The following is a 21,277-nucleotide window of genomic DNA, read 5'->3' on the forward strand; positions in this document are numbered from 1 at the left end:
ATGGGAGCGGACTCTAGGAGCGCGTTGCGCTATTCACAATGCGGGTTCGTTCAGCGAAACGCGTTGTGGTGGGTGAAACGCCGCGCGTGCGCGCCAGGCGCCGCGTGTCCGGCACGTCCCACAGGCGCTCAGGCGCTGCGCCGTCGCCCGGCTGGTCCCTGCACCGAGCCCGCCATGCCGGGGCCTGCCCCCACAGTTGGTCGACTGCCGCCGCATGCCCTGCCACGCCTCGCGATCACCCAAAGGCGGCCAATCCCCACGGAACCTACGGAGTACCCCATGGCCCCCAGCTCGAAGTCCCCGCCGCTGCGCGACCGCGCCCCGGAATCGCCATCCGGCGGCAGCAGCACCACCGACTCGCTGCATTCCACCGTCCAGCTGACGGTCAACGGCGAGGCGCGCAGCCTCACCCTCGACAACCGCACCACACTGCTCGACGCGCTGCGCGAACACCTGCACCTGTGCGGCACCAAGAAGGGCTGCGACCACGGCCAGTGCGGCGCCTGCACGGCGCTGGTCGATGGCCGGCGCATCAACACCTGCCTGAGCCTGGCGGTGATGCACGAGGGCAGCGAGGTCACCACCATCGAAGGCCTGGGCACGCCCGAGGCCATGCATCCCATGCAGGAGGCCTTCGTGCGGCACGACGGCTTTCAGTGCGGCTACTGCACGCCGGGCCAGATCTGCTCGGCCGTGGGCGCCCTGCGCGAACTGCGCGACGGCGTGCCCAGCCATGTGAGCGAGGACATCCAGGCGAAGCCGCTGCTCTCGCCCGACGAGATGCGCGAGCGCATGAGCGGCAACATCTGCCGCTGCGGCGCCTACAGCAACATCCAGCAGGCCATCGCCGAAGCTGCGGAGGCCACACGATGAAAGCCTTCAGCTACGAACGCGCCGCCACGCCCGAAGCGGCTGCGGCCGCCCGGGCCCGCACGCCGGACGCCCGCTTCATCGCCGGCGGCACCAACCTGCTGGACCTGATGAAGCTGCAGGTGGAAACGCCCGCGCACCTGATCGATATCAACGGCCTGGGCCTGGACCGCATCGAGCCCACCGAGGGCGGCGGCCTGCGCATCGGCGCCCTGGTGCGCAACACCGACCTGGCGGCCGACGCCCGCGTGCGGCGCGACTACGGCGTGCTTTCGCGCGCGCTGCTGGCGGGCGCCTCGGGCCAGCTGCGCAACAAGGCGACGACCGCCGGCAACCTGCTGCAGCGCACGCGCTGCCCCTACTTCTACGACACCGCCCTGCCCTGCAACAAGCGCGAGCCCGGCAGCGGCTGCGGCGCGCTGCAGGGCTACAGCCGCCAGCTGGCGGTGGTGGGCGGCAGCGAACACTGCATCGCCACCCACCCGGGCGACATGTCGGTCGCACTGCGCGTGCTGGACGCCACGGTGGAGACCGTGCAGGCCGGCGGCGGCCGGCGCACGATCCCCATCGCCGACTTCCATCGCCTGCCCGGCAACACGCCCGAACGCGACACCGTGCTGGCGCCCGCCGAACTCATCACGTCCGTGACGCTGCCGGCCCCGGTCGGCGGCACGCACGTGTACCGCAAGGTGCGCGACCGCGCTTCGTATGCCTTCGCCCTGGTGTCGGTGGCGGCCATCGTGCAGCCCGACGGCACCGGCCACGTGGCCTTCGGCGGCGTCGCACCCAAGCCCTGGCGCATGGAAGCGGCCGAGGCCGAGCTGCCGAATGGTCCCTATGCCGTGACCGAGCGGCTGTTCGCCGACGCCGATCCCCGCCCCGACAACGCCTTCAAGCTGCCCCTGGCGCAGCGCACGCTGGCGGCCGCCCTGGCCGACGCGAAGGAGATGCAGCCGTGAAATTCGATCCCTCCACCACCTCAGTGCCCGGCGAGCAGTTGCGCCATGTCGGCCAGCCCACGCACCGCGTCGACGGCCCGCGCAAGACCACCGGCACCGCGCCCTATGCCGGTGAATGGCATCCGGACTTCGACGTCCATGTGCGCGATGCCGCCTATGGCTGGGTGCTTGGCGCCGGCATCGGCAAGGGCCGCATCGCCAGCATGGACCTGGAGGCGGCCCGTGCCGCCCCCGGCGTGCTGGCCATCGTCACCGCCGAAGATGCGGGCGCACTCGACAAGTCGCAACGCAATACGGCCAAGCTGCTCGGTGGCCCGGCCATCGACCACTACCACCAGGCCATCGCCGTGGTCGTCGCCGAGACGCTGGAACAGGCCCGCGCCGCCACCGCCTTGATCCGTGTGCGTTACGACGCCGCGCCCGGCCGCTTCGACCTGGAAGCCGAGCGCGACAACGCCGAGCTCGCCGGTGACGACGCCAAGACCGAGGTGGGCGACTTCGACACGGCCTTCGGCGCCGCGCCCGTGCAACTGGACGCCACCTACACCACGCCCGACGAGTCGCACGCCATGATGGAGCCGCATGCCACGCTCGCATCGTGGGAGGGCGACAGCCTCACCGTGTGGACCTCGACGCAGATGGTCGACTGGTGCCGCACCGACCTCGCCGCCACGCTGAAGATGGACAAGGCCAAGGTGCAGGTGCGCTCGCCCTTCATCGGCGGCGGCTTCGGCGGCAAGCTCTTCCTGCGTTCAGACGCGCTGCTGGCGGCGCTGGCGGCGCGCGCCGTGAAGCGCCCCGTGCGCGTGGGGCTGCACCGGCCGCTGATCGCCAACAACACCACGCACCGTCCGGCCACGATCCAGCGCATCCGTCTGGGCGCCGAAAAGGATGGGCTCCTGACCGCCATCGCGCACGAAAGCTGGTCCGGCGACCAGCCCGAGGGCCAGCCGGAGACGGCCGTCAACCAGACCCGGCTGCTCTATGCCGGCGCCAACCGCCGCACCGCCATGTACCTGGCCGAGATGGACCTGCCCGAAGGCAACTCCATGCGCGCGCCGGGTGAAGCGCCCGGCATGGCCGCGCTGGAAATCGCCATGGACGAGCTGGCCGAGCGCTTGGGGCTGGACCCGGTCGAACTGCGCCTGCGCAACGACACCGACGTCGACCCCGAACATCCCGAGCGCCGTTTCACCCAGCGCCGCCTGGCCCACTGCCTGCGCGACGGCGCCCAGCGCTTCGGCTGGGACAAGCGCCCCGCCAAGCCCGGCATGAAGCGCGAAGGCCGCTGGGCCATCGGCGTGGGCATGGCGGCAGCCTTCCGCAACCACATGCTGATGAAGTCCGCCGCGCGCGTGCGGCTCACGCCCGATGGCGGCGTGACGGTCGAGACCGACATGACCGACATCGGCACCGGCAGCTACACCATCCTGGCCCAGACCGCCGCCGACCTGCTGGGGGTGCCGCTGGAGCGCGTGGAGGTGAAGCTGGGCGATTCGGACTGGCCCGTGTCGGCCGGCTCGGGCGGCCAGTTCGGCGCGGCCAACGCCACAGGCGGCGTCTACGCCGCCTGCGTGAAGCTGCGCGACGCCATCGCCCGCAAGCTGGGGCTGGAGCCGCAAGGCGCCGAATTCGCGGAGGGCGAGGTCCGCAGCGGCGGTCGCCGCATCGCCCTGACCGACGCGGTGAAGGACGGCGAGCCGCTGACCGCCGAGGACGGCATCGAGTACGACGAGTCGCTCTCCAAGCAATGGCAGCACTCCACCTTCGGCGCGCATTTCGTCGAAGTGGCCGTGCATGTGGACACGGCCGAGATCCGCGTGCGCCGCATGCTGGCCGTCTGCGCCGCCGGCCGCATCCTGAACCCCGTGACGGCCCGCAGCCAGGTGATCGGCGCCATGACCATGGGTGTCGGCGCCGCGCTGATGGAGGAACTGGCGGTGGACACCCGGCTGGGCCTCTTCGTCAACCACGATCTGGCGGGCTACGAGGTGCCGGTGCATGCCGACATCCCTGAGCAGGAGGTGGTGTTTCTCGACGAGCCGGACGGCATGGCCTCGCCCCTGGCCGCCAAGGGCATCGCGGAACTGGGCCTGTGCGGCGCGGCGGCGGCCGTGGCCAATGCGGTCTACAACGCCACGGGCGTGCGGGTGCGGGACTATCCGGTCACGCTGGACAAGCTGATTGCGCAGTGGCCGGCGGCGGCCTGAGTCCGCCAAGCCGCTAGAAGCGGCCCATCACCAGCGCATACGAGTCGGTGAACCGAAGACCGTTCGGGCTGAGCTTGTCGAAGCCGGGGCCGAAAAGCCCCTCACCCCTTCGCCGAGCTCAAGGCGAACAGGCTCGCTGAATGGCGTCGCATCCGTGGGCGCCGTTTTCATTCCTCCCGCCGATACCCCGCCGCATCGATCCCCAGCCGCTTGAGCTTGTCGTACAGGGTAGCCTTGGCGATGCCCAGCTCCTTGGCGGCCTGGGGCACGTCACCCTGCAGGCGCCGCAGGGCCTCGCTGAGCAGGGTGCGCTCGATCTGCTCCATGTGCTCGGGCAGCGAGACGCCGCGCTGGCCGCCGCCCAGGGCGTCGGAAAAGCTGTCGCCCAGCAGGCCCAGCACATAGCGGTCGGCCACATTGCGCAGCTCGCGCACATTGCCCGGCCAGGCATGGCCGAGCAGCGCCGACAGGGCCTGGGTGTCGGGCACGGGCGCAGGCTGGCCGTAGCGCTTGGCGGCCTGCAGCGTGAAGTGCTCGAAGAGCAGCGGGATGTCCTCGCGCCGCTCGCGCAGCGGCGGCAGCTCGATGAAGGCCACCCCCAGGCGGTAGTACAGGTCGGCGCGAAAGCGGCCCTGCTCGCTGGCCTCGCGCAGGTCCACCTTGCTGGCGGCGATGACGCGGCAGTCCACCGCCACCTGCTGGTTGGAGCCCACGCGCTCGATGGTGCGCTCCTGCAGCGCGCGCAGCAGCTTGACCTGCACCGCCATCGGCATGCTCTCGATCTCGTCGAGGAACAGCGTGCCGCCGTGGGCATGCTCGAACTTGCCGATGCGGCGCTTGACGGCGCCGGTGAAGGCGCCGGCCTCGTGGCCGAAGAGTTCGCTGTCAACCAGGTTCTCGGGCAGGCCGCCGCAGTTGACCGGCACGAAGTGGCCGCCGCGCCGGCTGCTGCGCTCGTGCAGGCAACGCGCGACCAGGTCCTTGCCGGTGCCGGTCTCGCCGTAGATGACCACGTCGGCCGGCGTGGCTGCGAGCGTGCGCACGGTCTGGCGCACGCGCTCCATGGCGGCGGAACGGCCGATGAGCGTGGCCTTGATGCCGCTCCAGTCGTCCAGCGCGCGGCGCAGCGATTCGACCTCCAGCGCCAGCCGGCGCTGTTCGGCGGCGCGGCGCACCACAGCCACCAGCCGGTCGGAGGCATAGGGCTTCTCGATGAAGTCGTAGGCGCCGTCGCGCATGGCCTGCACCGCCATGGCGATGTCGCCGTGGCCGGTGACCAGAATCACGGGCAGTTGCGGATCGGCGCGGCGCAGCTCGGCCTGCCAGCCCAGGCCGCTCTGGCCGGGCAGTTGCACATCGCAGACCACCACGGCGGGCACGCCCTCGGTGATGGCGGCGCGGGCGGGCTCGACGGCGCCGAAGGCCTGAACCTCGAAGCCGGCCAGGTCCAGCGCCTGGGCGGCGCCCAGGCGCACGTCCTCGTCGTCCTCGACCAGCAGCACGCGGATGGGATGGGTGGGGGCGTTCATGGTGGTTCGCGGAGGGCGGGGGCGAGGGCGCTGGCGGGCACGTCTGGGCGGGTAGGCAGCTCGATGACGAAGGCGGCGCCAGCGCCCTCGGGCATCTCGCCAGACCGGGCCAGGCGCAGGCTGCCGCCGAAGGCCTGGATGATATGGGCCGACATCATCAGCCCCAGGCCCAGCCCGCGGCCGGCCGGCTTGGTGGTGAAGAAGGGCTCGAACAGCCGCGCCTGCGCGGCGGGCGGGATGGGCGGGCCGCTGTTGGCCACGACGATGCGGCAGAGCGCCGTGCCGACGTCCTGGACGTCCATCCCATCTCCATCGCGACGAGGCACGCCGTCGGCCGCCGGGTTGCCCGGGGGCGCAGCCACGGCCGCCCCCGGCCCGGGTTCACACTGCGCCGCCACGGCGATCCAGCGCGTGCCGGCGGGCACCTCGGCCAGCGCGTCGGCCGCATTGCCGACCAGGTTGGCCAGCACCTGCACCAGGCGCGTCTCCTCGGCCATCACCGTGAGGTCGGCGGGCAGGGTTTCGGTGCGCAGGTCCACGCCCAGCTCGCGCAGGCGGGGCGCATGCGGCAGCGCGGCCTCGCGCAGCGCACGCTCCAGCAGCACTGGCACTGGCGGCTCGGTGCGCTTGTGGGCGAAGACCTTGAGCTGCGCCGTGAGGCGGCCGAGCCGGTGCACCAGCTGCGCGATGCGCGTGAGGTTGGCGCGGGCGTCGTCACTGCGGCCGCGCTCCAGCAGCAGCACCGCGTTGTCCGACAGGGTGTGCAGCGCCGCCAGCGGCTGGTTGAGCTCGTGCACCATGCCAGCCGACATCTGCCCGAGCACCGCGAGCTGGCCGGCGTGGACCAGCTCGGCCTGCGTGGCCCGCAGCTCGGCGGTGCGCTCCTGCACGCGGCGTTCCAGCGAATCGTTGGCGGCCTGCAGCGCGGCGCGGCTGGCCAGCTGCTGGCGCACCAGCCGGCGGCGCTGGCGCAGCACGAGCAGACCCAGCAGCAGGGCGGCGGCGGCCAGCGCGGCACCGCCCGCCGCCGCCGCGGCGACGGCCCGCACGGGCCCCTGGTCGCTCAGCAGCACCAGGCGCCAGCGGCCGGCATCCAGGCGGTGCACCGTGGCGGCGTAGCTGCGGCCGTCCAGGCGCACCTCGCGCACCGGGCCGGGCTCCAGCGGGCCGTCGCCGGCCATGCGCCACGACAGGGGCGTGAGCGGGGCATCGCCGTAGCGGCGCGAGGTGGCGGCCTCGGCCCGCTCGGCCTCGGGCAGCGGCACGATGGGGCGGTACTTCCAGTCCTCGCGCGAGGCCAGGATGGCGACCTGGTGCTCGTCCAGCAGCAGCATCTCGCCGGGCAACTGGCGCCAGGCCAGCGCCGCGGGACGCAGGTCGATCTTGACCGTGGCCACGCCGCGCACGGGGCCGCCCCGCGGCAGCGCATAGGCCAGGTAGTAGCCGGGCACGCGGCTGGTCACGCCGATGCCGTAGAAGCGCCCGCGCCCACCGGCCAGGGCTTCACGCAGGTAGGGCCGGTACGACAGGTTCTGGCCGGCGGGCGTGCCGAGCTGGCCATCGTCGCTGGCGGCGGCCGCCACGCCGCCGGGCTCCAGCACGTACAGCGTCTCGGCCCCGGCGATGGCGTTGAGCGCATGCAGGTAGTGGCTGGCCTGCGCGCGCAGCGCGGGATCGAAGGGGCTGGCCAGCAGCTGCTGCACCTGGGGCGAGGTCTCCAGCAGTGCGGGCAGGTAGTCGAAGCGGGCCAGCTCGGCCTCGATGCGACCGACCTCCATGTCCAGCCGGTGGTCGGCCGCCTCGCCCAGACGGTCCAGGCCGATGCGCAGCGCCAGGGCGTAGGCGCCCCAGGCGGCCAGCGCCACCAGGGCGAGCACGGCCAGCGCCGGACCGAGGCGGGCGCGCGCGGTCGCCGCCGGCGCAAAAGAAAAAGGGGCGCGTCGCGCCCCTGGGGAGTTGGATGCCACGGCGCGAGTATGGCCGTGGCGGCCGGCGGCTGGCGCCGACTGGGCTTGGTTTCAGCGTTCGCCGCAACCATCGGCCGGCCGCGGAGCAGGCCATGCGGGAACATCCGCGGAACCGGCTTTGCCGGGCCGCTGGATGTGCCCCCTCGAAGGGGGGTGGCGGAGCGCGCAGCGCGCAGCCTGGGGGTGGACCATCAAGTGGGAAAGCGCGCGGTGGTGGCGTCGAGCACCTGCTCGGGTGCGTCGGCTTCGAGCGTGCTCTCGTTGTTCAGCACCTCGTGCATGCGGCTTTCGTCGAGGTCGCCGGTCCACTTGCCGACCACCACCGAGGCGACGGTGTTGCCCACGAGGTTGGTCAGGGCGCGGGCCTCGCTCATGAAGCGGTCGATGCCCAGGATCAGCGCCAGGCCGGCCACCGGCACGTGGCCCACGGCCGACAGCGTGGCCGCCAGCACGATGAAGCCGCTGCCCGTGACGCCGGCAGCGCCCTTGGAGGTGAGCAGCAGCACCAGCAGCAGCGTGATCTGGTGCGTGATGTCCAGCTGGGTGTTGGTGGCCTGGGCGATGAAGACTGCGGCCATGGTCAGGTAGATCGAGGTGCCGTCCAGGTTGAAGGAGTAGCCCGTGGGCACCACCAGGCCGACGGTGGACTTGCGCACGCCCAGGTTCTCCAGCTTGGCCATGATGCGCGGCAGCGCGGCCTCGGAGCTGCTGGTGCCCAGCACGATCAGCAGTTCTTCCTTGATGTACTTGACCAGCTTCCAGATGCTGAAGCCGTGCACCCGCGCCACGATGCCCAGCACCAGGAACACGAAGACGAAGCAGGTGGCATAGAAGGTGCCCATCAGGAAGGCCAGCTGCTTGAGCGAGCCCACGCCGTACTTGCCGATGGTGAAGGCCATGGCGCCGAAGGCACCGATGGGGGCGACCTTCATGATGTAGCCGACGATGACGAAGAGCACGTGCGAGGACTTCTCGATCATGTCGAACACCAGCGTGCCGCGGCCGCCGAAGCGGTGCAGCGCGAAGCCGAAGAGCACGGCCACCAGCAGCACCTGCAGCATCTCGCCTTTGGCAAAAGCGTCCACCACCGTGTTGGGGATGATGGCGAGCAGGAAGTCGGTCGTGCTCTGCATCTTGCCCGGGGCGGTGTAAGCCGCGATGGCCTTGGTGTCGAGCGAGGCCGGGTCCACGTTCATGCCCGCGCCGGGCTTGACCACGTTGACGATGATCAGGCCGATGATCAGCGCCACGGTGCTCATGATCTCGAAGTACAGCAGGGCGTAGCCGCCGGTCTTGCCGACCTTCTTCATGTCCTCCATGCCCGCGATGCCGACCACCACGGTGCAGAAGATGATCGGCGCGATGATCATCTTGATGAGCTTGATGAAGCCGTCGCCCAGCGGCTTCATGTCGGTGCCGAGGGCGGGATAGAAGTGGCCCAGGAGCACGCCGATGACGATGGCGACGATGACCTGGAAATAGAGGGACCGGTAAAGCGGCTGGCGGCGGGTGGGTGTGGGGTCTTGCATGCGGGCTCCTGGGGTGTCTCCGTGGCGGAAAGGGCGCCATCGATGGCGGCCGCTGCTTAGCGCAAGGAGGGTGCCAGCCCGGACGGGCGGCGGAGGCGATGCAAGTCGTTGTTCTTAAAGATCTTTTCTGGACTCCCCGGCGCACGACCGGGTCGCTGCCGGACTCGGGGCGGCGGGCGCGTCCGGCGCGCCGGACGCGATCTCCCGGGAAAACCCTAGGGACAAGGGGCGCGCCCCGGCTTCGACAGGCTCAGCCCGAACGGGTGGGGGTGAGCGGGTTCTTCGCCCTTCGCCCTTCGCCCCATGCCACTCAGTCAACCAAAGTCCGTTCGGGCTGAGCTTGTCGAAGCCTGGCGCAAGCCCTTCGACCCTTCGACAAGCTCAGGGCGAACGGGCTAACTGACTTGCATTGGCCCTTCGCCGGGTTTTCCACCGTTCGCGCTGAGCTTGTCGAAGCGCTGCGGCCCTGGAGGCGGTTCAGTCCACCGATCCGCTCAGGCTGGGCGGCGGCGCGTCGGCCACCTTGCGGGCGGCGTCGAGGTGGGCGCGGGCGCGCTCGGCCAGGGCGATCTCGCCGGGGGTGTTGGGCTGGTAGGCGTCAATGGGCAGCGGCCGGCCGTGCGAGTCGACCGCCACGAAGACGATCAGGCATTCGGTGGTGCGGACCATCTTGCCGCCCTTCAGGTCGCCGCTGCGCACCTCGACCGAGATGTTCATGCTGGTGGTGCCGGTGTAGGCCATGCGGGCCTCCACCTCGACCAGGTCGCCGATCATGATCGGCCGGTGGAAGCGGATGCTGCCGATGAACACCGTGACGCAGTAGTTGTGCGACCAGCCCGTGGCGCAGGCATAGCCCGCCTCGTCGATCCACTTCATGACGGTGCCGCCGTGGACCTTGCCGCCGAAGTTGACGGTGCTGGGTTCGGCCAGGAAGCGCAGGACGATGGAGGACATGACGGCGAGTCTCGCAGGTGACAGTGGGGTGGAGCCGCGGATTATCCGGGCGCCGCCCCGCCGCCGAACAGCTGCGCCAGCGTGCGCCGCAGCCAGGCGTTGCCATCGTCGGCGTGGAAGCGCGCGTGCCAGTGCTGCTTGACCGCATAGGCCGGCAGCGCGAAGGGCGGCTCGATGATGCGCACCGGCTCCTGCGTGGCCAGGATCTGGCCCAGCACGCGCGGCACGATCACCACCAGCTCGGTCTGCGCCACGATGCGCGCCACGCCCAGGAAGCTGGACAGCCGCACCGCCACCTTGCGCTCGATGCCCGCCCGGGCGATGGTCTTGTCCACGATGGCATGGCCCGTGCCCGACGAAGCGATGACCGCATGCGACTCGTCCGCGAAGGCCTTGCGGGTGAGCTTGGCACCGATGCGTGGATGGTGCTTGGCCACCAGGCAGACGAAGTTCTGGCGGAACAGGGTCTGGCCGTAGAAGCCGGCCTCCAGCTGCGGCATGAAGCCCACGGCCAGGTCCACCTCGCCATCCTCCAGCCGGCGCGCGCTGGCGGCGGAGACGATCTCGGTCTCCACCTGCACGCCAGGCGCCTCGCGGCCCAGGTGATCCAGCAGGCGGGGCAGCAGCACCACCTCGCTGATGTCCGTGAGGCAGACGCGAAAGCGCCGCTTCGCCGTGGCGGGGTCGAACACCTCGCGGCTGGCGCGGGCGCGCTCGATCTGCGCCAGCGCCTCGCGCAGGGCGGGCTGGATCTTCTGCGCATGCGGTGTGGGCTGCATGCCCAGGGCCGTGCGCTCGAACAGGCGGTCGTCGAAATGCGCGCGCAGCTTGTTGAGCGCCGTGCTGGCCGCCGCCTGTGCGATGCCCAGGCGCTCGGCCGCCTTGGAGACGCTGGCGGTCTGCCAGACCTCGTCGAACACCTTGAGCCATTCCAGGTCCAGCTTGGACATGCGCGCACCCCACTATCGAAAAACGCGATGCCGAGTATCGGCCACAGTGCTTGAGGCAATAGTGGGGTCTGCGAACAATCCGCGGCATTGACAGGCATCAATCCAGAACAGCCGGAGACAGGCATGGCATCCCTCGCAGCATCCCCACGCGCATCCACTTCTTCCTCTTCCCTGCCGGTCCTGGTGGCCGGCGGCGGCATCGGCGGCATCGCCGCCGCGCTGGCACTGGTGCGCCGCGGCTTCGACGTGATGGTGCTGGAGCAGGCCGCCCAGTTGGGCGAGATCGGCGCCGGCATTCAGCTCGGGCCCAATGCCTTCGCGGCCTTCGACGCGCTGGGCATCGGCGAGATCGCCCGCGGCCGCGCCGTCTACACCGACGAGATGGTGATGCACGACGCGCTGGACGAGACGCTGGTGGGCCGCATCCCCACGGGCGAGGCCTTCCGCCAGCGCTTCGGCAACCCCTATGCCGTCATCCACCGCGCCGACGTGCACGGCTCGCTGCTCGAAGGCGCCCATGCCACCGGCCGGGTGGAGATCGCCACCGCCACGCAGGTGCAGCGCATCGCGCAGGACGACGAGGGCGTGACGGTGGTCAGCAGCGACGGCCGCACTTTCCGCGGTTGCGCACTGATCGGCGCGGACGGCGTCAAGTCGGCGGTGCGGCGGCAGTACGTGGGCGACGATGCCCGCGTGTCGGGCCATGTGGTCTACCGCGCCGTGGTGGACCGCGCCGACTTTCCGCCCGACCTGCAGTGGAACGCCGCCAGCATCTGGGTGGGGCCCAACTGCCATCTGGTGCACTACCCGCTGCGCGGCGGCGAGCAGTACAACGTGGTCGTCACCTTCCACAGCCGCGAGCAGGAGGAGTGGAGCGTGCGCGAAGGCAGCCGCGAAGAGGTGCAGAGCTACTTCGAGGGCATCTGCGCCCGCGCCCGCCAGCTGATCGACCTGCCGAAGGACTGGAAGCGCTGGGCCACGGCCGACCGCGAGCCCATCGGGCAGTGGGTCTTCGGCCGGGCCGCGCTGCTGGGCGACGCCGCCCATCCCACGCTGCAGTACCTGGCGCAGGGCGCCTGCATGGCCATGGAAGACGCCGTGACGCTGGGCGAAGCCCTGCGCGCGAACGACAACCAGTGGGACAAGGCCTTTGCGCTCTACCAGCGCTCGCGCGTGGCTCGCACCGCCCGCGTGGTGCTGTCGGCGCGCGAGATGGGCCGCATCTTCCACGCCAAGGGCGTGGAGCGGCTGGTGCGCAACGACCTGTGGAAGGGCCGCACGCCAGAGCGCTTCTATGACGCGATGGAGTGGCTGTATGGGTGGACCGAATCCACGTGCCTCGACGCATGACGCACGTCGACCCGAAGACATGAATCAACGTCGGTCACGCCCGTGCCCAAGCCCCTCTTCCCTCGCGGGAGAGGGAGCCGACCCCAAACGTCCACGCTGAGCCCAATAAACACCTCACGCGCCGAGCCAACCCGCCAGTTCGCGCCGAACCAACCCAACACCGTTCGCGCTGAGCCTGTCGAAGCGCCGCCCCCACCTGTTCATCCTCCCCCTCGTCACCCCATGACCGACTACCTCTGGACCCCACCACCCGTCGCCTCCCTGCCCGTGCGCGGCGACAGCCGCCGCCTGCCGGTGAACCGCCTCTTCTTCGTCGGCCGCAACTACCACGCCCATGCGGTGGAGATGGGCCGCCCCGTCGACAAGTCGGTGGAGCAGCCCTTCTACTTCACCAAGGCGCCCTCGACGCTGGTCGGATCCGGCGCCACCGTCGCCTACCCGCCCGGCACGCAGAACTTCCACTTCGAGATGGAACTGGTGGTGGTCATCGGCGCCGCGGGCTTTCGCGTGGCACGCGAAGACGCCGGCCGCCTGATCTACGGCTATGCCTGCGGCCTGGACATGACCCGCCGCGACCTGCAGCTGGTGGCCCGCGACAAAGGCCGTCCCTGGGACCTGGGCAAGGACGTGGAGCAGTCCTCCGTCTGCTCCGAGGTCGTGCCCCTGGCCGGCACCGTGCTGTCGCAGGGCGAGATCGCGCTGCAGGTCAACGGCGAGACCAAGCAGAAGTCCGACCTCGACAAGCTGATCTGGAACATCCCCGAGCTGATCGAGGACCTGTCGAAGTACTACCACCTGCAGCCCGGCGACCTGATCTACACCGGCACGCCCGAAGGCGTGGGCCCGGTCAAGACCGGCGACCGCATCACCGGCCACGTACAGGGCGTGGGCGAGATCGCCCTGGCCATCGGCCCCGCGGCATGATGCAGGGCGCGGACCTGCTCCTCTCCCCGCTGGGGAGAGGCTGGGTGAGGGGCCCCGGGCCTCTTACCCGCTGCAGCCGTGCCACCGCCGCCGGCCCTCACCCCTGCCCTCTCCCAGCGGGAGAGGGTGAAACTCCCAGGAGACCCCTCACATGGCTGCCGTGATCGACACCCTTCCCTCCCCCGTGCGGCTGCAGGCCGTGGCCGCCCCCGGCCAGCCCGAGCCCACGCCCGCCCTGAGCCAGCTCTACCGCGGCTTCGAGGAAGAGCTGCTGGTGCCCCTGTGGACCCAGATCGGCAGCCTGATGCCGCCGCATCCGCGCAGCAAGGCCGCGCCGCACCTGTGGCGCTGGGAGCGGCTCAAGCAGCTGGCGGCCGAGGCCGGCCAGCTGGTGCCGGTGGGCCGCGGCGGCGAGCGCCGGGCCATCGCCCTGGCCAACCCGGCGCTGGGCGGCCAGCCCTACGCCACGCCCACGCTGTGGGCCGCCATCCAGTACCTGATGCCCGGCGAACATGCGCCCGAGCACCGCCACACGCAGAACGCCTTCCGCTTCGTGGTCGAAGGCGAAGGCGTGTGGACCGTGGTCAACGGCGATGCGGTGCGCATGGCGCGCGGCGACTTCCTGCCGCAGGCGGCGTGGAACTTCCATGCCCACCACAACGCCGCCACCGAGCCCATGGCCTGGATCGACGGGCTGGACATCCCCTTCGCGTACTACACCGAGTCGCAGTTCTTCGAGCATGGCCGCGACCAGCTGAGCGAGGCCGAATGCGGCACGCCCGAGCGCTCCCGCTCCGAGCGGCTGTGGGGCCATCCGGGCCTGCGCCCGCTCTCGCAGCCGGCCGACACGCCCGCCACGCCGCTCCTGGCCTACCGCTGGGCCGACACCGACCGCGCCCTGGCCGACCAGTTGGCGCTGGAGGACGAAGGCCACCCCGGCGTGCTGAGCGCAGGCCATGCCGCCGTGCGCTTCACCCACCCGGGTACGGGCCGCGACGTGCTGCCGACCATGCGCTGCGAGATGCACCGCGTGCGCGCCGGTGGCCGCACCCGCACCTGGCGCGAGGTGGGCGGCTCGGTCTGGCAGGTCTTCGATGGCACCGGCAGCGTGACGGTGGGCGACAGGACCTGGCACGTGCAGCGCGGCGACCTGTTCGTCGTGCCCTCCTGGCAACCCTTCTCGGCCAGCTGCGATGCGCAGGCGGCCTCGCTGGACCTGTTCCGCTTCGGCGATGCACCGATCTTCGAGGCGCTGAACCAGTACCGCATGCAGGTGGACTGAAGCGCGCCTGCCGCCAATGCCCGTCCGTGACCCGTGCGTCCTGGGCTTGGCCTGTCCCGAGGGTCGAGGGGCTTTACCCCGCGCACGCCCTGGCTTCGACAGGCTCAGCCCGAACGGCCCCTGGTTCACCAACCTGCATTGGGCATGCCGTCCCATTTTTGCTGTCACCCATTTAGGCACCCTCGCGTCTTTTTCTTCCTCCACAACAACAGCCCGGAGACATCCTTGAAGTACCTTGTTCCCGCCCTCGCCACCCTGCTGGCCGCACCCCTGGCCTTCGCCCAGGCCGCCACCGACTACCCCACGAAGCCGGTGACCATCGTCACGCCCTTCGCCGCCGGCAGCGGCCCCGACGCCGTGCTGCGCCTGGTCAGCGACAAGCTGGGCAAGCTCTGGAACCAGCGCGTGACCATCGACAACAAGCCCGGCGGCGGCGGCTTCATCGCCATCGACGCGGCACGCCGCGCCCAGCCCGATGGCTACACGCTGATCCAGTTCGACAGTGAGCACCTGGCCGCCCTGCCGCACCTGTACAAGTCGCGCAACTTCGTGACGCTGCAGCATTTCGACCCCGTGGCCGCCCTCTTTCGCACGCCCTTCTTCGTGGCGGTGAGCAGCGAGTCGAAGTGGAAGTCGATGAGCGACCTGATCGCTGAAGCCAAGGCCAAGCCGGGCCAGATCACCTACGGCTCCTGGGGCGTGGGCAGCCCGGGCCACCTGGGCGGCCAGCAGCTCGATGCGCTCACCGGCACGCAGATGAACCATGCGCCCTACCGCGAGGTGTCGCAGCTGTACGCCAACGTGGGCACGGGCGAGGTGCCGTGGGCCTTCGCCAGCATTCCGTCGAGCCAGGGCATCTACAAGGCCGGCAAGCTCAAGTACCTCGCCGTGGCCGCCAAGAAGCGCGTGCCGCAGATGCCCGACGTGCCCACCATGGCCGAGTCGGGCGGACCGGCCGAGCTGGAGGTCAACTCCTTCGTGTCGCTGCTGGCACCCAAGGGTGTGCCGGACGCGGTCAAGAAGAAGATCAATGCCGACGTGGCCAAGGTGATTGCCGACCCCGAGATCCGCGCCCGCTTCGACACCTTCGCCTTCGAGCCGCTGGACTGGTCGCCGGAAGAGATCGCGCGCCAGGCCGAGATCAAGTCCAAGGTCTACGGCGAGCTGGTGCGGCGCGGGAACATCAGCCTGGATTGAGGTGACAAGCAGGCGCCCCCCAAGCCCCCTAGACTCGGCGCCTCTTCAGCTTTCCGGCACCTGACCGATCCCCATGTCGATTGCACGCAGAACCCTTCTCGCCACCGCCTGTGCCCTGCTGGCCGCTGGCGGTGCGCAGGCCCAGACCGCTGCCGCCTGGCCCACCAAGCCGATCCGCCTGGTGGTGGGCTTTCCGGGCGGCTCCACGCCCGACATCGCTGCCCGCGTGCTGGCCGAGCCGCTGGCCAAGGCCCTGGGCCAGCCGGTGGTGGTGGACAACAAGCCCGGCGCCTCCGGCAACATCGCGGCCGACACCGTGGCCAAGGCCACCGACGACCACACGCTGGGCATCGTCATCAACGGCAACCTCACGTCGTCGAAGATGCTGTATTCCAAGCTGCCGTACGACCCGGCCAAGGACTTCAGCTACCTCTCGCTGATCGCCACCGCGCCGCTGGTGCTGGTGGCCAGCAACGACATCCCCACCGGCAAGAACTTCCTGGCCGCGGCGCGCGCCTCGGGCACCCAGTGGAACTACGGCTCGGTGGGCGTGGGCTCGGTGGGCCACCTAGGCATGGAGCTGCTCAAGAACCGCATCCCCGGCATGGACGCCACGCACGTGCCCTACGCCGGCAACCCGCAGGTGGTGACCGCCATGATCGGCGGCCAGCTGCAACTGGCCCTGGTGCCGCCGGCCATCGCCATTCCGCAGGTCAAGGCCGGCAAGCTCAAGGCCATCGGCCTGACCAGTGGCCGCAGCACCCTGGCGCCGGAGTACCCGCCCCTGGCCGACATCGGGGTGCGCGACTTCAACCTGGAGGTGTGGACCGCCCTGCTCGGCCCCGCCGGCCTGTCGCCCGAGGCCAAGGCCCGCATCACGAAGGAGATCGCGGTCATCATGAAGAACCCCGAGGTGCGCCAGCAGCTCTTCGACAAGGGCTGGCAACCGGTCGGCACCTCGCCCGAAGGCATGCGCCTGCGCGTGCAGGAAGAGGCGGCGATCATGACCAAGATCATTCAGGCGCGCGGGATCAAGCTGCAGTAAGAAGCCAGCCGCGACGCAGGGGCCGCGAGTGCTCGGCCTCTGCGTTCGTCCATGTCTATTTGGGGCGCCGCATCAATGACTCTCTTCGTCGTTCACGATCAACAACTCAAAGCCGTTCCCCTTACGACCTTCGCGCAAGAGGGCATGCTGGAACGCAAGCACCTTCAAGCAATGCTGCATCGGGACACCTCCCCGCTGGGCGAGGATCTGCTGGTGCTGCGCGAGGAGTTCGGCCAATGGCAGGACAGCCAGCGCCGCATTGATCTGCTGTGCTTGGACAAGACCGGCACCCTGGTCGTGGTGGAACTCAAGCGGACGTCAGACGGCGGGCACATGGATCTGCAAGCCATACGGTATGCGGCCATGGTTTCCAGCATGACCTTGGACCAAGCCATCGCGGCTCGCCACGAGACGCTCGGGACGGAAGAAACTGTCGAAGAAGCACGTACGAGTGTGCTCGAGTTCCTGGGACTGGACTCGGTGGACGAAGCCGAATTGACGGGGGAGGTTCGCATCATCCTGGCGGCGGCCGACTTTTCGCAGGAGATCACCACATCCGTCATATGGCTCAACCGTCAGGGCTTGGACATCCGCTGCATCCGGCTGAGGCCTTACAAGCTCGGGGAGCAGTTGCTGGTGGATGCCGCTCAGATCATTCCGCTTCCAGAAGCGGCGGACTACGAGATCAAGATTCGCGAGCAGGCCGAGGAGACCCGAAAGGTCAAGACAAAGCGACAGGAGCTGATCAAGCGCTTCTGGACTCAGTTCATTCAGACATCGACAGCGCACACTCAGTTGTTCGCGCAGCGCACTGCTACGACCGACCATTGGCTTTCGGGAGGCGTTGGCCGCTCTGGGTTCGCGCTCACGGTCTCCCTCACGGAAGACCGTGCACGCGTCGAATGCGGGATTCGACTTGGGAGGGACAACGCGCAGGCCAACAAGATGGCGTTCCACGCGCTGCTGCAGCAAAAGGCAGCGATCGAAGCGGCCTTCGGAAATGCGCTGGTGTGGGACGAGTTGCCCGAGAAAATCAGCAGCCGCATCCACGTGGACATGCCTGACGGGGGCGGCTGGCGCTCGCCGGAGTCAGAGTGGCCGGACATCCAGCGGTGGCTGGCACAAACAGCGGACCGGCTCGAAAAAGCTTTGAGTGGGCCGATTCGGTCTCTGCCACTTTGAGCCCCCATCGCAGCTGCTCAGCTGAGATACCACGCTAAGCTTTAATCCATGCTCCGCGTCCCCGTCCAACCCCCACTCTTTGCCTGGGCGCGCCAGCGCGCCCGGTTGGATGCGGCAACGTTGGACGCGCGCTTTCCTCAGCTGGCCCGCTGGGAAGCGGGCCAGCTGCAGCCCACCTTGCGCCAGCTGGAGCAGTACGCGCAGGCCACCCATGCGCCGCTCGGCTTCTTCTTTCTTCCGGTGCCCCCGCAAGAGACCCTGCCCATTCCGGACTTCCGGACGTTGGGCACTGGCGCACCGCGCCTCAGCGCCGACCTGCTGGATGTGATCTACGCCTGCCAGGCCCGGCAGACCTGGTACCGCGACGAAGCCATGGTCAACGGCGAAGCGCCGCTGCCTTTCGTGGGCAGCCTGACCATCGCCACCCAGCCCGCAGAGGCCGCCAGTGCCATCCGTCACCAACTGGGCTTCAGCATTCAGGCGCGCCGCGAGTGCCCCACCTGGACCGAAGCCTTGCGCCTGTTCATTGCCCAGGCCGAGCAAGCCGGCGTGATGGTGATGGTCAGCGGCGTGGTGATGAACAACAACAACCGTCCGCTCGACCCACAGGAGTTCCGCGGCTTTGCACTGGCCGACGCGATTGCGCCACTGGTGTTCATCAATGGCACAGACAGCAAGTCGGCCCAGATGTTCACGTTGGCGCACGAACTGGCGCATCTCTGGCTGGGACAGACGGCCGTGTCGGACGCACCGCTGGCCGAGACGCCACCGCATGCCGTGGAGAGGTGGTGCAACCAGGTGGCCGCCCAACTGCTGGTGCCGGACGAGGACTTCCAGGCAGCCCTGCTGCCCGGGGAGGCGTTGGAGACCGCAATGAAACGGTTGGCCAAGCACTTCAAGGTCAGCACCCTGGTGTTGCTGCGCCGTATGCACGACGTGGGATGGCTGGACCGCGCCACTTTCTGGGCCGCCTACCGGGCCGAAGAGGCGCGGCTCCAGGCGTTGGCCATCCGCAGTACGGGCGGCGGCGACTTCTATCGCACCACTGTTGCCCGTGTGGGCCGACGGTTCGCGCAGACCCTGGTGGCCAGCACGCTGGAAGGCCGGACGCTCTACCGGGACGCCTTCCGCATGCTGGGCATCGTCAAGCCCGGCACCTTCAACGAACTGGGGCGGACCCTGGGGTTCCCGACCTGATGGCCTACCTGCTGGACGCCAACGTGTTCATCCAGGCCAAGAACCTGCAGTACGGGTTCGACTTCTGCCCGGCGTTCTGGGACTGGCTGACACGTTCGCATGCAACCGGCACCTTGCATAGCATCCGGCAAGTAGGCGATGAGCTGCTGGCCGGGGCCGACGAACTGGCTGAATGGGCCGATGGGCGGGGCGATGCATTCTCGGGGCGCTGCATTCTTTGTTCCGACCGATGCCTCCGTGCTGGCTGCGGCGCCAGCCGTCAGTGCCTGGGTCGTGCAACAGGGGTTCGAGCCGGCGGCCATCAGCACCTTCCTGCAGGTCGCAGATTTCTGGCTCATCGCTGCGGCCTTGGCCGGCCATCACACCGTGGTGACGCACGAAGTTCCGTCGCCGACGCTCAAGCGAATCAAGATTCCCAATGTGTGCGTCGGCTTGGGCATCGACTTTGTGAACCCTTACCAGATGCTGCGCCGGGAGCAGGCGCGCTTCGTCCTCGGCAGCTGAGGAGACATGCTGGTCATGCGTGAGCGTCGAAGGGCTGTGCGTCCGGATCGGCTCCCGTACGCCGGCGTCCGCCGTGGCTTGCCCCCTGTCGCCTTTTTGGCAACAATCGTCGCCCAATGAGCAACACCCCCTTGATGGACGTGCTTTTCCCAAGCGCCCGGCAGCGGGTGCTGGCCACGCTGCTGCTGCAGCCACAGGCAGGCTTCCATCTGCGTGAACTGGCGCGGCTGACGGACAGCCATGCCGGCACGCTGGCGCGCGAGCTGGACAAGCTGGGCCAGACAGGTCTGCTGGTGCGCAGCGAGCAGGGCAACCAGGTGCGCTACCAAGCCAACACGGACCATCCCCTCTTCGGCGACCTGGCGGCCATGTTCCGCAAGACCCATGGTGTGGTGCCCGCCCTGCAGGAGGCATTGGCGCCGCTGGACGAGCAGATCCTGCTGGCGCTGGTGTTCGGCTCAATGGCCAGCGGTACGGCGTCAGCGGGCAGCGACGTGGACGTGCTGGTGCTGGGCACGGTCGGCTTCATGGAGCTGGCCCAGGCCGTCTTTCCCCTGCATGCGACGCTGGGGCGGGAGGTCAACACGGTGCTGTACCGGCCCGATGAGTTCGCGGCCAGGCTGAACGCCGGGGACGCGTTCGCGCGGGACATCATGGCCAAGCCCAAATTGTTCGTGAAGGGAGGCGCGCATGAGCTTGCAGAACTTGCAGGCGATCGGGCAGCTGCAAGCCCACCAGCCTGATGCGGGAAGCATCGCCAAGCTGCTGCAGGCGGCACGCCGCAATCTGGACGACGCTGGCGTCAGCCAGGTGAGCACGGACAACCGCTTCGATGCCGCCTACAAGTGCATCATGCAGTGCGCCATGCTGGCCCTGTGGGCCAATGGCTACCGCACCGTGACCAGCAAGCCTGGCCACCACCAGACCGCGATCCAGAGCCTGGGGCTCACGATGGCCGTGCCCCAGCCGGACATCATCGTCCTCGACGCCTTGCGACGGCAGCGCAACGTCAGCGACTACGAGGGCGACCCCGTCTCCGCCCCCACGCTGCAGGCCTGCGTCGAACAGGCCACACGCCTGCTCGCGCACGCGCAGCGCTGGCTGCGTACCCATCGGCCCGATCTGCTGAGCCCGCCATGAACCTGCAGCGAGGTGGCCACCGGCCCTCTTCGCCACTTTTGCCAAAGCCGTCAAAGTAGTCCCATGAGCACGATGAACATCTCCCTGACCGACAGCCTCAAGGCCTTCGTGGATACCCCGTTGGGAGAGCACGGCTTCGGCATCAGCAGCGAGTACGTGCGCGAACTGATCCAGCGCGACCAGGATCGCGTGCGCTTACGCGCCATGCTGCTGGCGGGCGCGGCCTCGCTCTCGGGTGAGGCGGTCACGCCCAACTACTTCGACAAGCTACGCGCGAAGGTCGGCGCCAAGGGCAAGGCGGCCCGCACCGCCCGATGAAGGCAGAACCCGTCGTTCCGTGCAAGGCCAAGCGCTTTCCCTATCCGGTCTTCTACATGGAGCAGGCCAACCGCATCGACGAATGGCGGATGCCGGCCAGCAAACGTGCTCTTCCCACCTGATGGCGCGGAGACGCCGGCCCCACCACCGGCTGAACCGCGGAAGTGCAT

General features: G+C 69.4%; 20 protein-coding genes and 1 pseudogene. 16 read left to right on the forward strand and 5 right to left on the reverse strand.

Features of this window, described 5'->3' with window-relative positions; all coding sequences use genetic code 11:
• Nucleotides 1–279 precede the first annotated feature (279 nt).
• The 3 genes from paoA to paoC are packed head-to-tail and all read left to right on the forward strand — an operon-like array spanning nt 280 to nt 4,039.
• Nucleotides 280–873 (forward strand): aldehyde dehydrogenase iron-sulfur subunit PaoA, encoded by a 594-nt coding sequence (paoA, locus tag L0984_RS26380; RefSeq protein WP_234197336.1) that lies wholly within the window; start codon nt 280–282, stop codon nt 871–873.
• Nucleotides 870–1,829: an FAD binding domain-containing protein gene (locus L0984_RS26385; protein WP_234197337.1), complete on the forward strand. Its 960-nt coding sequence runs from the start codon at nt 870–872 to the stop codon at nt 1,827–1,829. The genes paoA and L0984_RS26385 overlap by 4 nt, the downstream gene beginning before the upstream one ends.
• Complete coding sequence (gene paoC / locus L0984_RS26390) at nt 1,826–4,039, forward strand: aldehyde oxidoreductase molybdenum-binding subunit PaoC (RefSeq protein WP_234197338.1); 2,214 nt, start codon at nt 1,826–1,828, stop codon at nt 4,037–4,039. Before L0984_RS26385 ends, paoC begins: the two co-directional genes overlap by 4 nt.
• A gap of 167 nt (nt 4,040–4,206) precedes the next feature.
• Here the strand turns inward: paoC and L0984_RS26395 are convergent, their stop codons facing one another.
• The 5 genes from L0984_RS26395 to L0984_RS26415 all read right to left on the reverse strand — a co-directional run bounded on the left by L0984_RS26395 (nt 4,207) and on the right by L0984_RS26415 (nt 10,968).
• Nucleotides 4,207–5,568: a sigma-54-dependent transcriptional regulator gene (locus L0984_RS26395; protein WP_234197339.1), complete on the reverse strand. Its 1,362-nt coding sequence runs from the start codon at nt 5,566–5,568 to the stop codon at nt 4,207–4,209.
• A complete protein-coding gene (locus L0984_RS30060) occupies nt 5,565–7,535 on the reverse strand; it encodes a sensor histidine kinase (protein ID WP_234197340.1) in 1,971 nt (656 codons plus the stop codon). Before L0984_RS30060 ends, L0984_RS26395 begins: the two co-directional genes overlap by 4 nt.
• Nucleotides 7,536–7,726: 191 nt before the next feature.
• The gene (locus L0984_RS26405) at nt 7,727–9,064 is read right to left on the reverse strand and encodes a dicarboxylate/amino acid:cation symporter (RefSeq protein ID WP_234197341.1); all 1,338 of its coding nucleotides are present in this window, start codon (nt 9,062–9,064) and stop codon (nt 7,727–7,729) included.
• Nucleotides 9,065–9,541: 477 nt separating this feature from the next.
• Nucleotides 9,542–10,018, reverse strand: coding sequence for an acyl-CoA thioesterase (locus L0984_RS26410; protein WP_234197342.1), 477 nt, complete (start codon nt 10,016–10,018; stop codon nt 9,542–9,544).
• A 41-nt stretch (nt 10,019–10,059) separates the two neighbouring features.
• A complete protein-coding gene (locus L0984_RS26415; RefSeq protein ID WP_234197343.1) occupies nt 10,060–10,968 on the reverse strand; it encodes a LysR family transcriptional regulator in 909 nt (302 codons plus the stop codon).
• 123 nt (nt 10,969–11,091) lie between these two features.
• Here L0984_RS26415 and L0984_RS26420 point away from each other — a divergent pair, with 123 nt between their 5' ends.
• The 13 genes and pseudogenes from L0984_RS26420 to L0984_RS29855 all read left to right on the forward strand — a co-directional run bounded on the left by L0984_RS26420 (nt 11,092) and on the right by L0984_RS29855 (nt 21,229).
• Nucleotides 11,092–12,318 (forward strand): 3-hydroxybenzoate 6-monooxygenase, encoded by a 1,227-nt coding sequence (locus L0984_RS26420; protein WP_234197344.1) that lies wholly within the window; start codon nt 11,092–11,094, stop codon nt 12,316–12,318.
• 222 nt (nt 12,319–12,540) lie between these two features.
• On the forward strand, nt 12,541–13,242 hold the full coding sequence (locus tag L0984_RS26425) for a fumarylacetoacetate hydrolase family protein (RefSeq protein ID WP_234197345.1): 702 nt from the start codon (nt 12,541–12,543) through the stop codon (nt 13,240–13,242).
• A gap of 151 nt (nt 13,243–13,393) precedes the next feature.
• Nucleotides 13,394–14,524 carry a cupin domain-containing protein gene (locus L0984_RS26430; protein ID WP_234197346.1) on the forward strand — a complete coding sequence of 377 codons (1,131 nt, stop codon included), beginning with the start codon at nt 13,394–13,396 and terminating at the stop codon, nt 14,522–14,524.
• Between the two features lie 225 nt (nt 14,525–14,749).
• On the forward strand, nt 14,750–15,721 hold the full coding sequence (locus tag L0984_RS26435) for a Bug family tripartite tricarboxylate transporter substrate binding protein (protein ID WP_234197347.1): 972 nt from the start codon (nt 14,750–14,752) through the stop codon (nt 15,719–15,721).
• Nucleotides 15,722–15,794: 73 nt separating this feature from the next.
• The gene (locus L0984_RS26440) at nt 15,795–16,766 is read left to right on the forward strand and encodes a Bug family tripartite tricarboxylate transporter substrate binding protein (protein ID WP_234197349.1); all 972 of its coding nucleotides are present in this window, start codon (nt 15,795–15,797) and stop codon (nt 16,764–16,766) included.
• A gap of 75 nt (nt 16,767–16,841) precedes the next feature.
• On the forward strand, nt 16,842–17,948 hold the full coding sequence (locus L0984_RS26445; protein ID WP_234197350.1) for a DUF4268 domain-containing protein: 1,107 nt from the start codon (nt 16,842–16,844) through the stop codon (nt 17,946–17,948).
• A gap of 48 nt (nt 17,949–17,996) precedes the next feature.
• Nucleotides 17,997–19,145, forward strand: coding sequence for an ImmA/IrrE family metallo-endopeptidase (locus L0984_RS26450; protein ID WP_234197351.1), 1,149 nt, complete (start codon nt 17,997–17,999; stop codon nt 19,143–19,145).
• A pseudogene (locus L0984_RS29850) lies at nt 19,145–19,270 on the forward strand (DUF4411 family protein); the annotation flags it as partial. The gene L0984_RS26450 and the pseudogene L0984_RS29850, both read left to right, overlap by 1 nt.
• Before the next feature lie 13 nt (nt 19,271–19,283).
• Nucleotides 19,284–19,649: a DUF4411 family protein gene (locus tag L0984_RS26455; protein ID WP_255697630.1), complete on the forward strand. Its 366-nt coding sequence runs from the start codon at nt 19,284–19,286 to the stop codon at nt 19,647–19,649.
• A gap of 116 nt (nt 19,650–19,765) precedes the next feature.
• On the forward strand, nt 19,766–20,392 hold the full coding sequence (locus L0984_RS26460) for a nucleotidyltransferase domain-containing protein (protein ID WP_234197353.1): 627 nt from the start codon (nt 19,766–19,768) through the stop codon (nt 20,390–20,392).
• Complete coding sequence (locus L0984_RS26465; protein WP_234197354.1) at nt 20,340–20,789, forward strand: DNA-binding protein; 450 nt, start codon at nt 20,340–20,342, stop codon at nt 20,787–20,789. Before L0984_RS26460 ends, L0984_RS26465 begins: the two co-directional genes overlap by 53 nt.
• 72 nt (nt 20,790–20,861) lie before the next feature.
• Nucleotides 20,862–21,107 carry a ribbon-helix-helix domain-containing protein gene (locus L0984_RS26470; RefSeq protein ID WP_370646202.1) on the forward strand — a complete coding sequence of 82 codons (246 nt, stop codon included), beginning with the start codon at nt 20,862–20,864 and terminating at the stop codon, nt 21,105–21,107.
• Nucleotides 21,104–21,229 (forward strand): hypothetical protein, encoded by a 126-nt coding sequence (locus L0984_RS29855; protein ID WP_255697631.1) that lies wholly within the window; start codon nt 21,104–21,106, stop codon nt 21,227–21,229. Before L0984_RS26470 ends, L0984_RS29855 begins: the two co-directional genes overlap by 4 nt.
• Nucleotides 21,230–21,277 lie beyond the last annotated feature (48 nt).

The organism is Pseudacidovorax sp. NFM-22 (genome assembly GCF_021401245.1).
Lineage (GTDB): Bacteria > Pseudomonadota > Gammaproteobacteria > Burkholderiales > Burkholderiaceae_C > Xenophilus.

What these genes read in the sequence shown, in the direction of transcription:
- L0984_RS26470 (WP_370646202.1), top strand. Translation starts at nt 20,862, where the DNA reads ATGAACATCTCCCTGACCGACAGCCTCAAGGCCTTCGTGGATACCCCG.
- L0984_RS26430 (WP_234197346.1), top strand. Translation starts at nt 13,394, where the DNA reads ATGGCTGCCGTGATCGACACCCTTCCCTCCCCCGTGCGGCTGCAGGCC.
- L0984_RS26385 (WP_234197337.1), top strand. Translation starts at nt 870, where the DNA reads ATGAAAGCCTTCAGCTACGAACGCGCCGCCACGCCCGAAGCGGCTGCG.
- L0984_RS26460 (WP_234197353.1), top strand. Translation starts at nt 19,766, where the DNA reads ATGAGCAACACCCCCTTGATGGACGTGCTTTTCCCAAGCGCCCGGCAG.
- L0984_RS29855 (WP_255697631.1), top strand. Translation starts at nt 21,104, where the DNA reads ATGAAGGCAGAACCCGTCGTTCCGTGCAAGGCCAAGCGCTTTCCCTAT.
- L0984_RS26455 (WP_255697630.1), top strand. Translation starts at nt 19,284, where the DNA reads ATGAGCTGCTGGCCGGGGCCGACGAACTGGCTGAATGGGCCGATGGGC.
- L0984_RS26395 (WP_234197339.1), bottom strand. Translation starts at nt 5,568, where the DNA reads ATGAACGCCCCCACCCATCCCATCCGCGTGCTGCTGGTCGAGGACGAC.
- paoA (WP_234197336.1), top strand. Translation starts at nt 280, where the DNA reads ATGGCCCCCAGCTCGAAGTCCCCGCCGCTGCGCGACCGCGCCCCGGAA.
- L0984_RS26420 (WP_234197344.1), top strand. Translation starts at nt 11,092, where the DNA reads ATGGCATCCCTCGCAGCATCCCCACGCGCATCCACTTCTTCCTCTTCC.
- L0984_RS26465 (WP_234197354.1), top strand. Translation starts at nt 20,340, where the DNA reads ATGAGCTTGCAGAACTTGCAGGCGATCGGGCAGCTGCAAGCCCACCAG.
- L0984_RS26410 (WP_234197342.1), bottom strand. Translation starts at nt 10,018, where the DNA reads ATGTCCTCCATCGTCCTGCGCTTCCTGGCCGAACCCAGCACCGTCAAC.
- L0984_RS26425 (WP_234197345.1), top strand. Translation starts at nt 12,541, where the DNA reads ATGACCGACTACCTCTGGACCCCACCACCCGTCGCCTCCCTGCCCGTG.
- L0984_RS26440 (WP_234197349.1), top strand. Translation starts at nt 15,795, where the DNA reads ATGTCGATTGCACGCAGAACCCTTCTCGCCACCGCCTGTGCCCTGCTG.
- L0984_RS26445 (WP_234197350.1), top strand. Translation starts at nt 16,842, where the DNA reads ATGACTCTCTTCGTCGTTCACGATCAACAACTCAAAGCCGTTCCCCTT.
- L0984_RS26405 (WP_234197341.1), bottom strand. Translation starts at nt 9,064, where the DNA reads ATGCAAGACCCCACACCCACCCGCCGCCAGCCGCTTTACCGGTCCCTC.
- L0984_RS26450 (WP_234197351.1), top strand. Translation starts at nt 17,997, where the DNA reads ATGCTCCGCGTCCCCGTCCAACCCCCACTCTTTGCCTGGGCGCGCCAG.
- L0984_RS26415 (WP_234197343.1), bottom strand. Translation starts at nt 10,968, where the DNA reads ATGTCCAAGCTGGACCTGGAATGGCTCAAGGTGTTCGACGAGGTCTGG.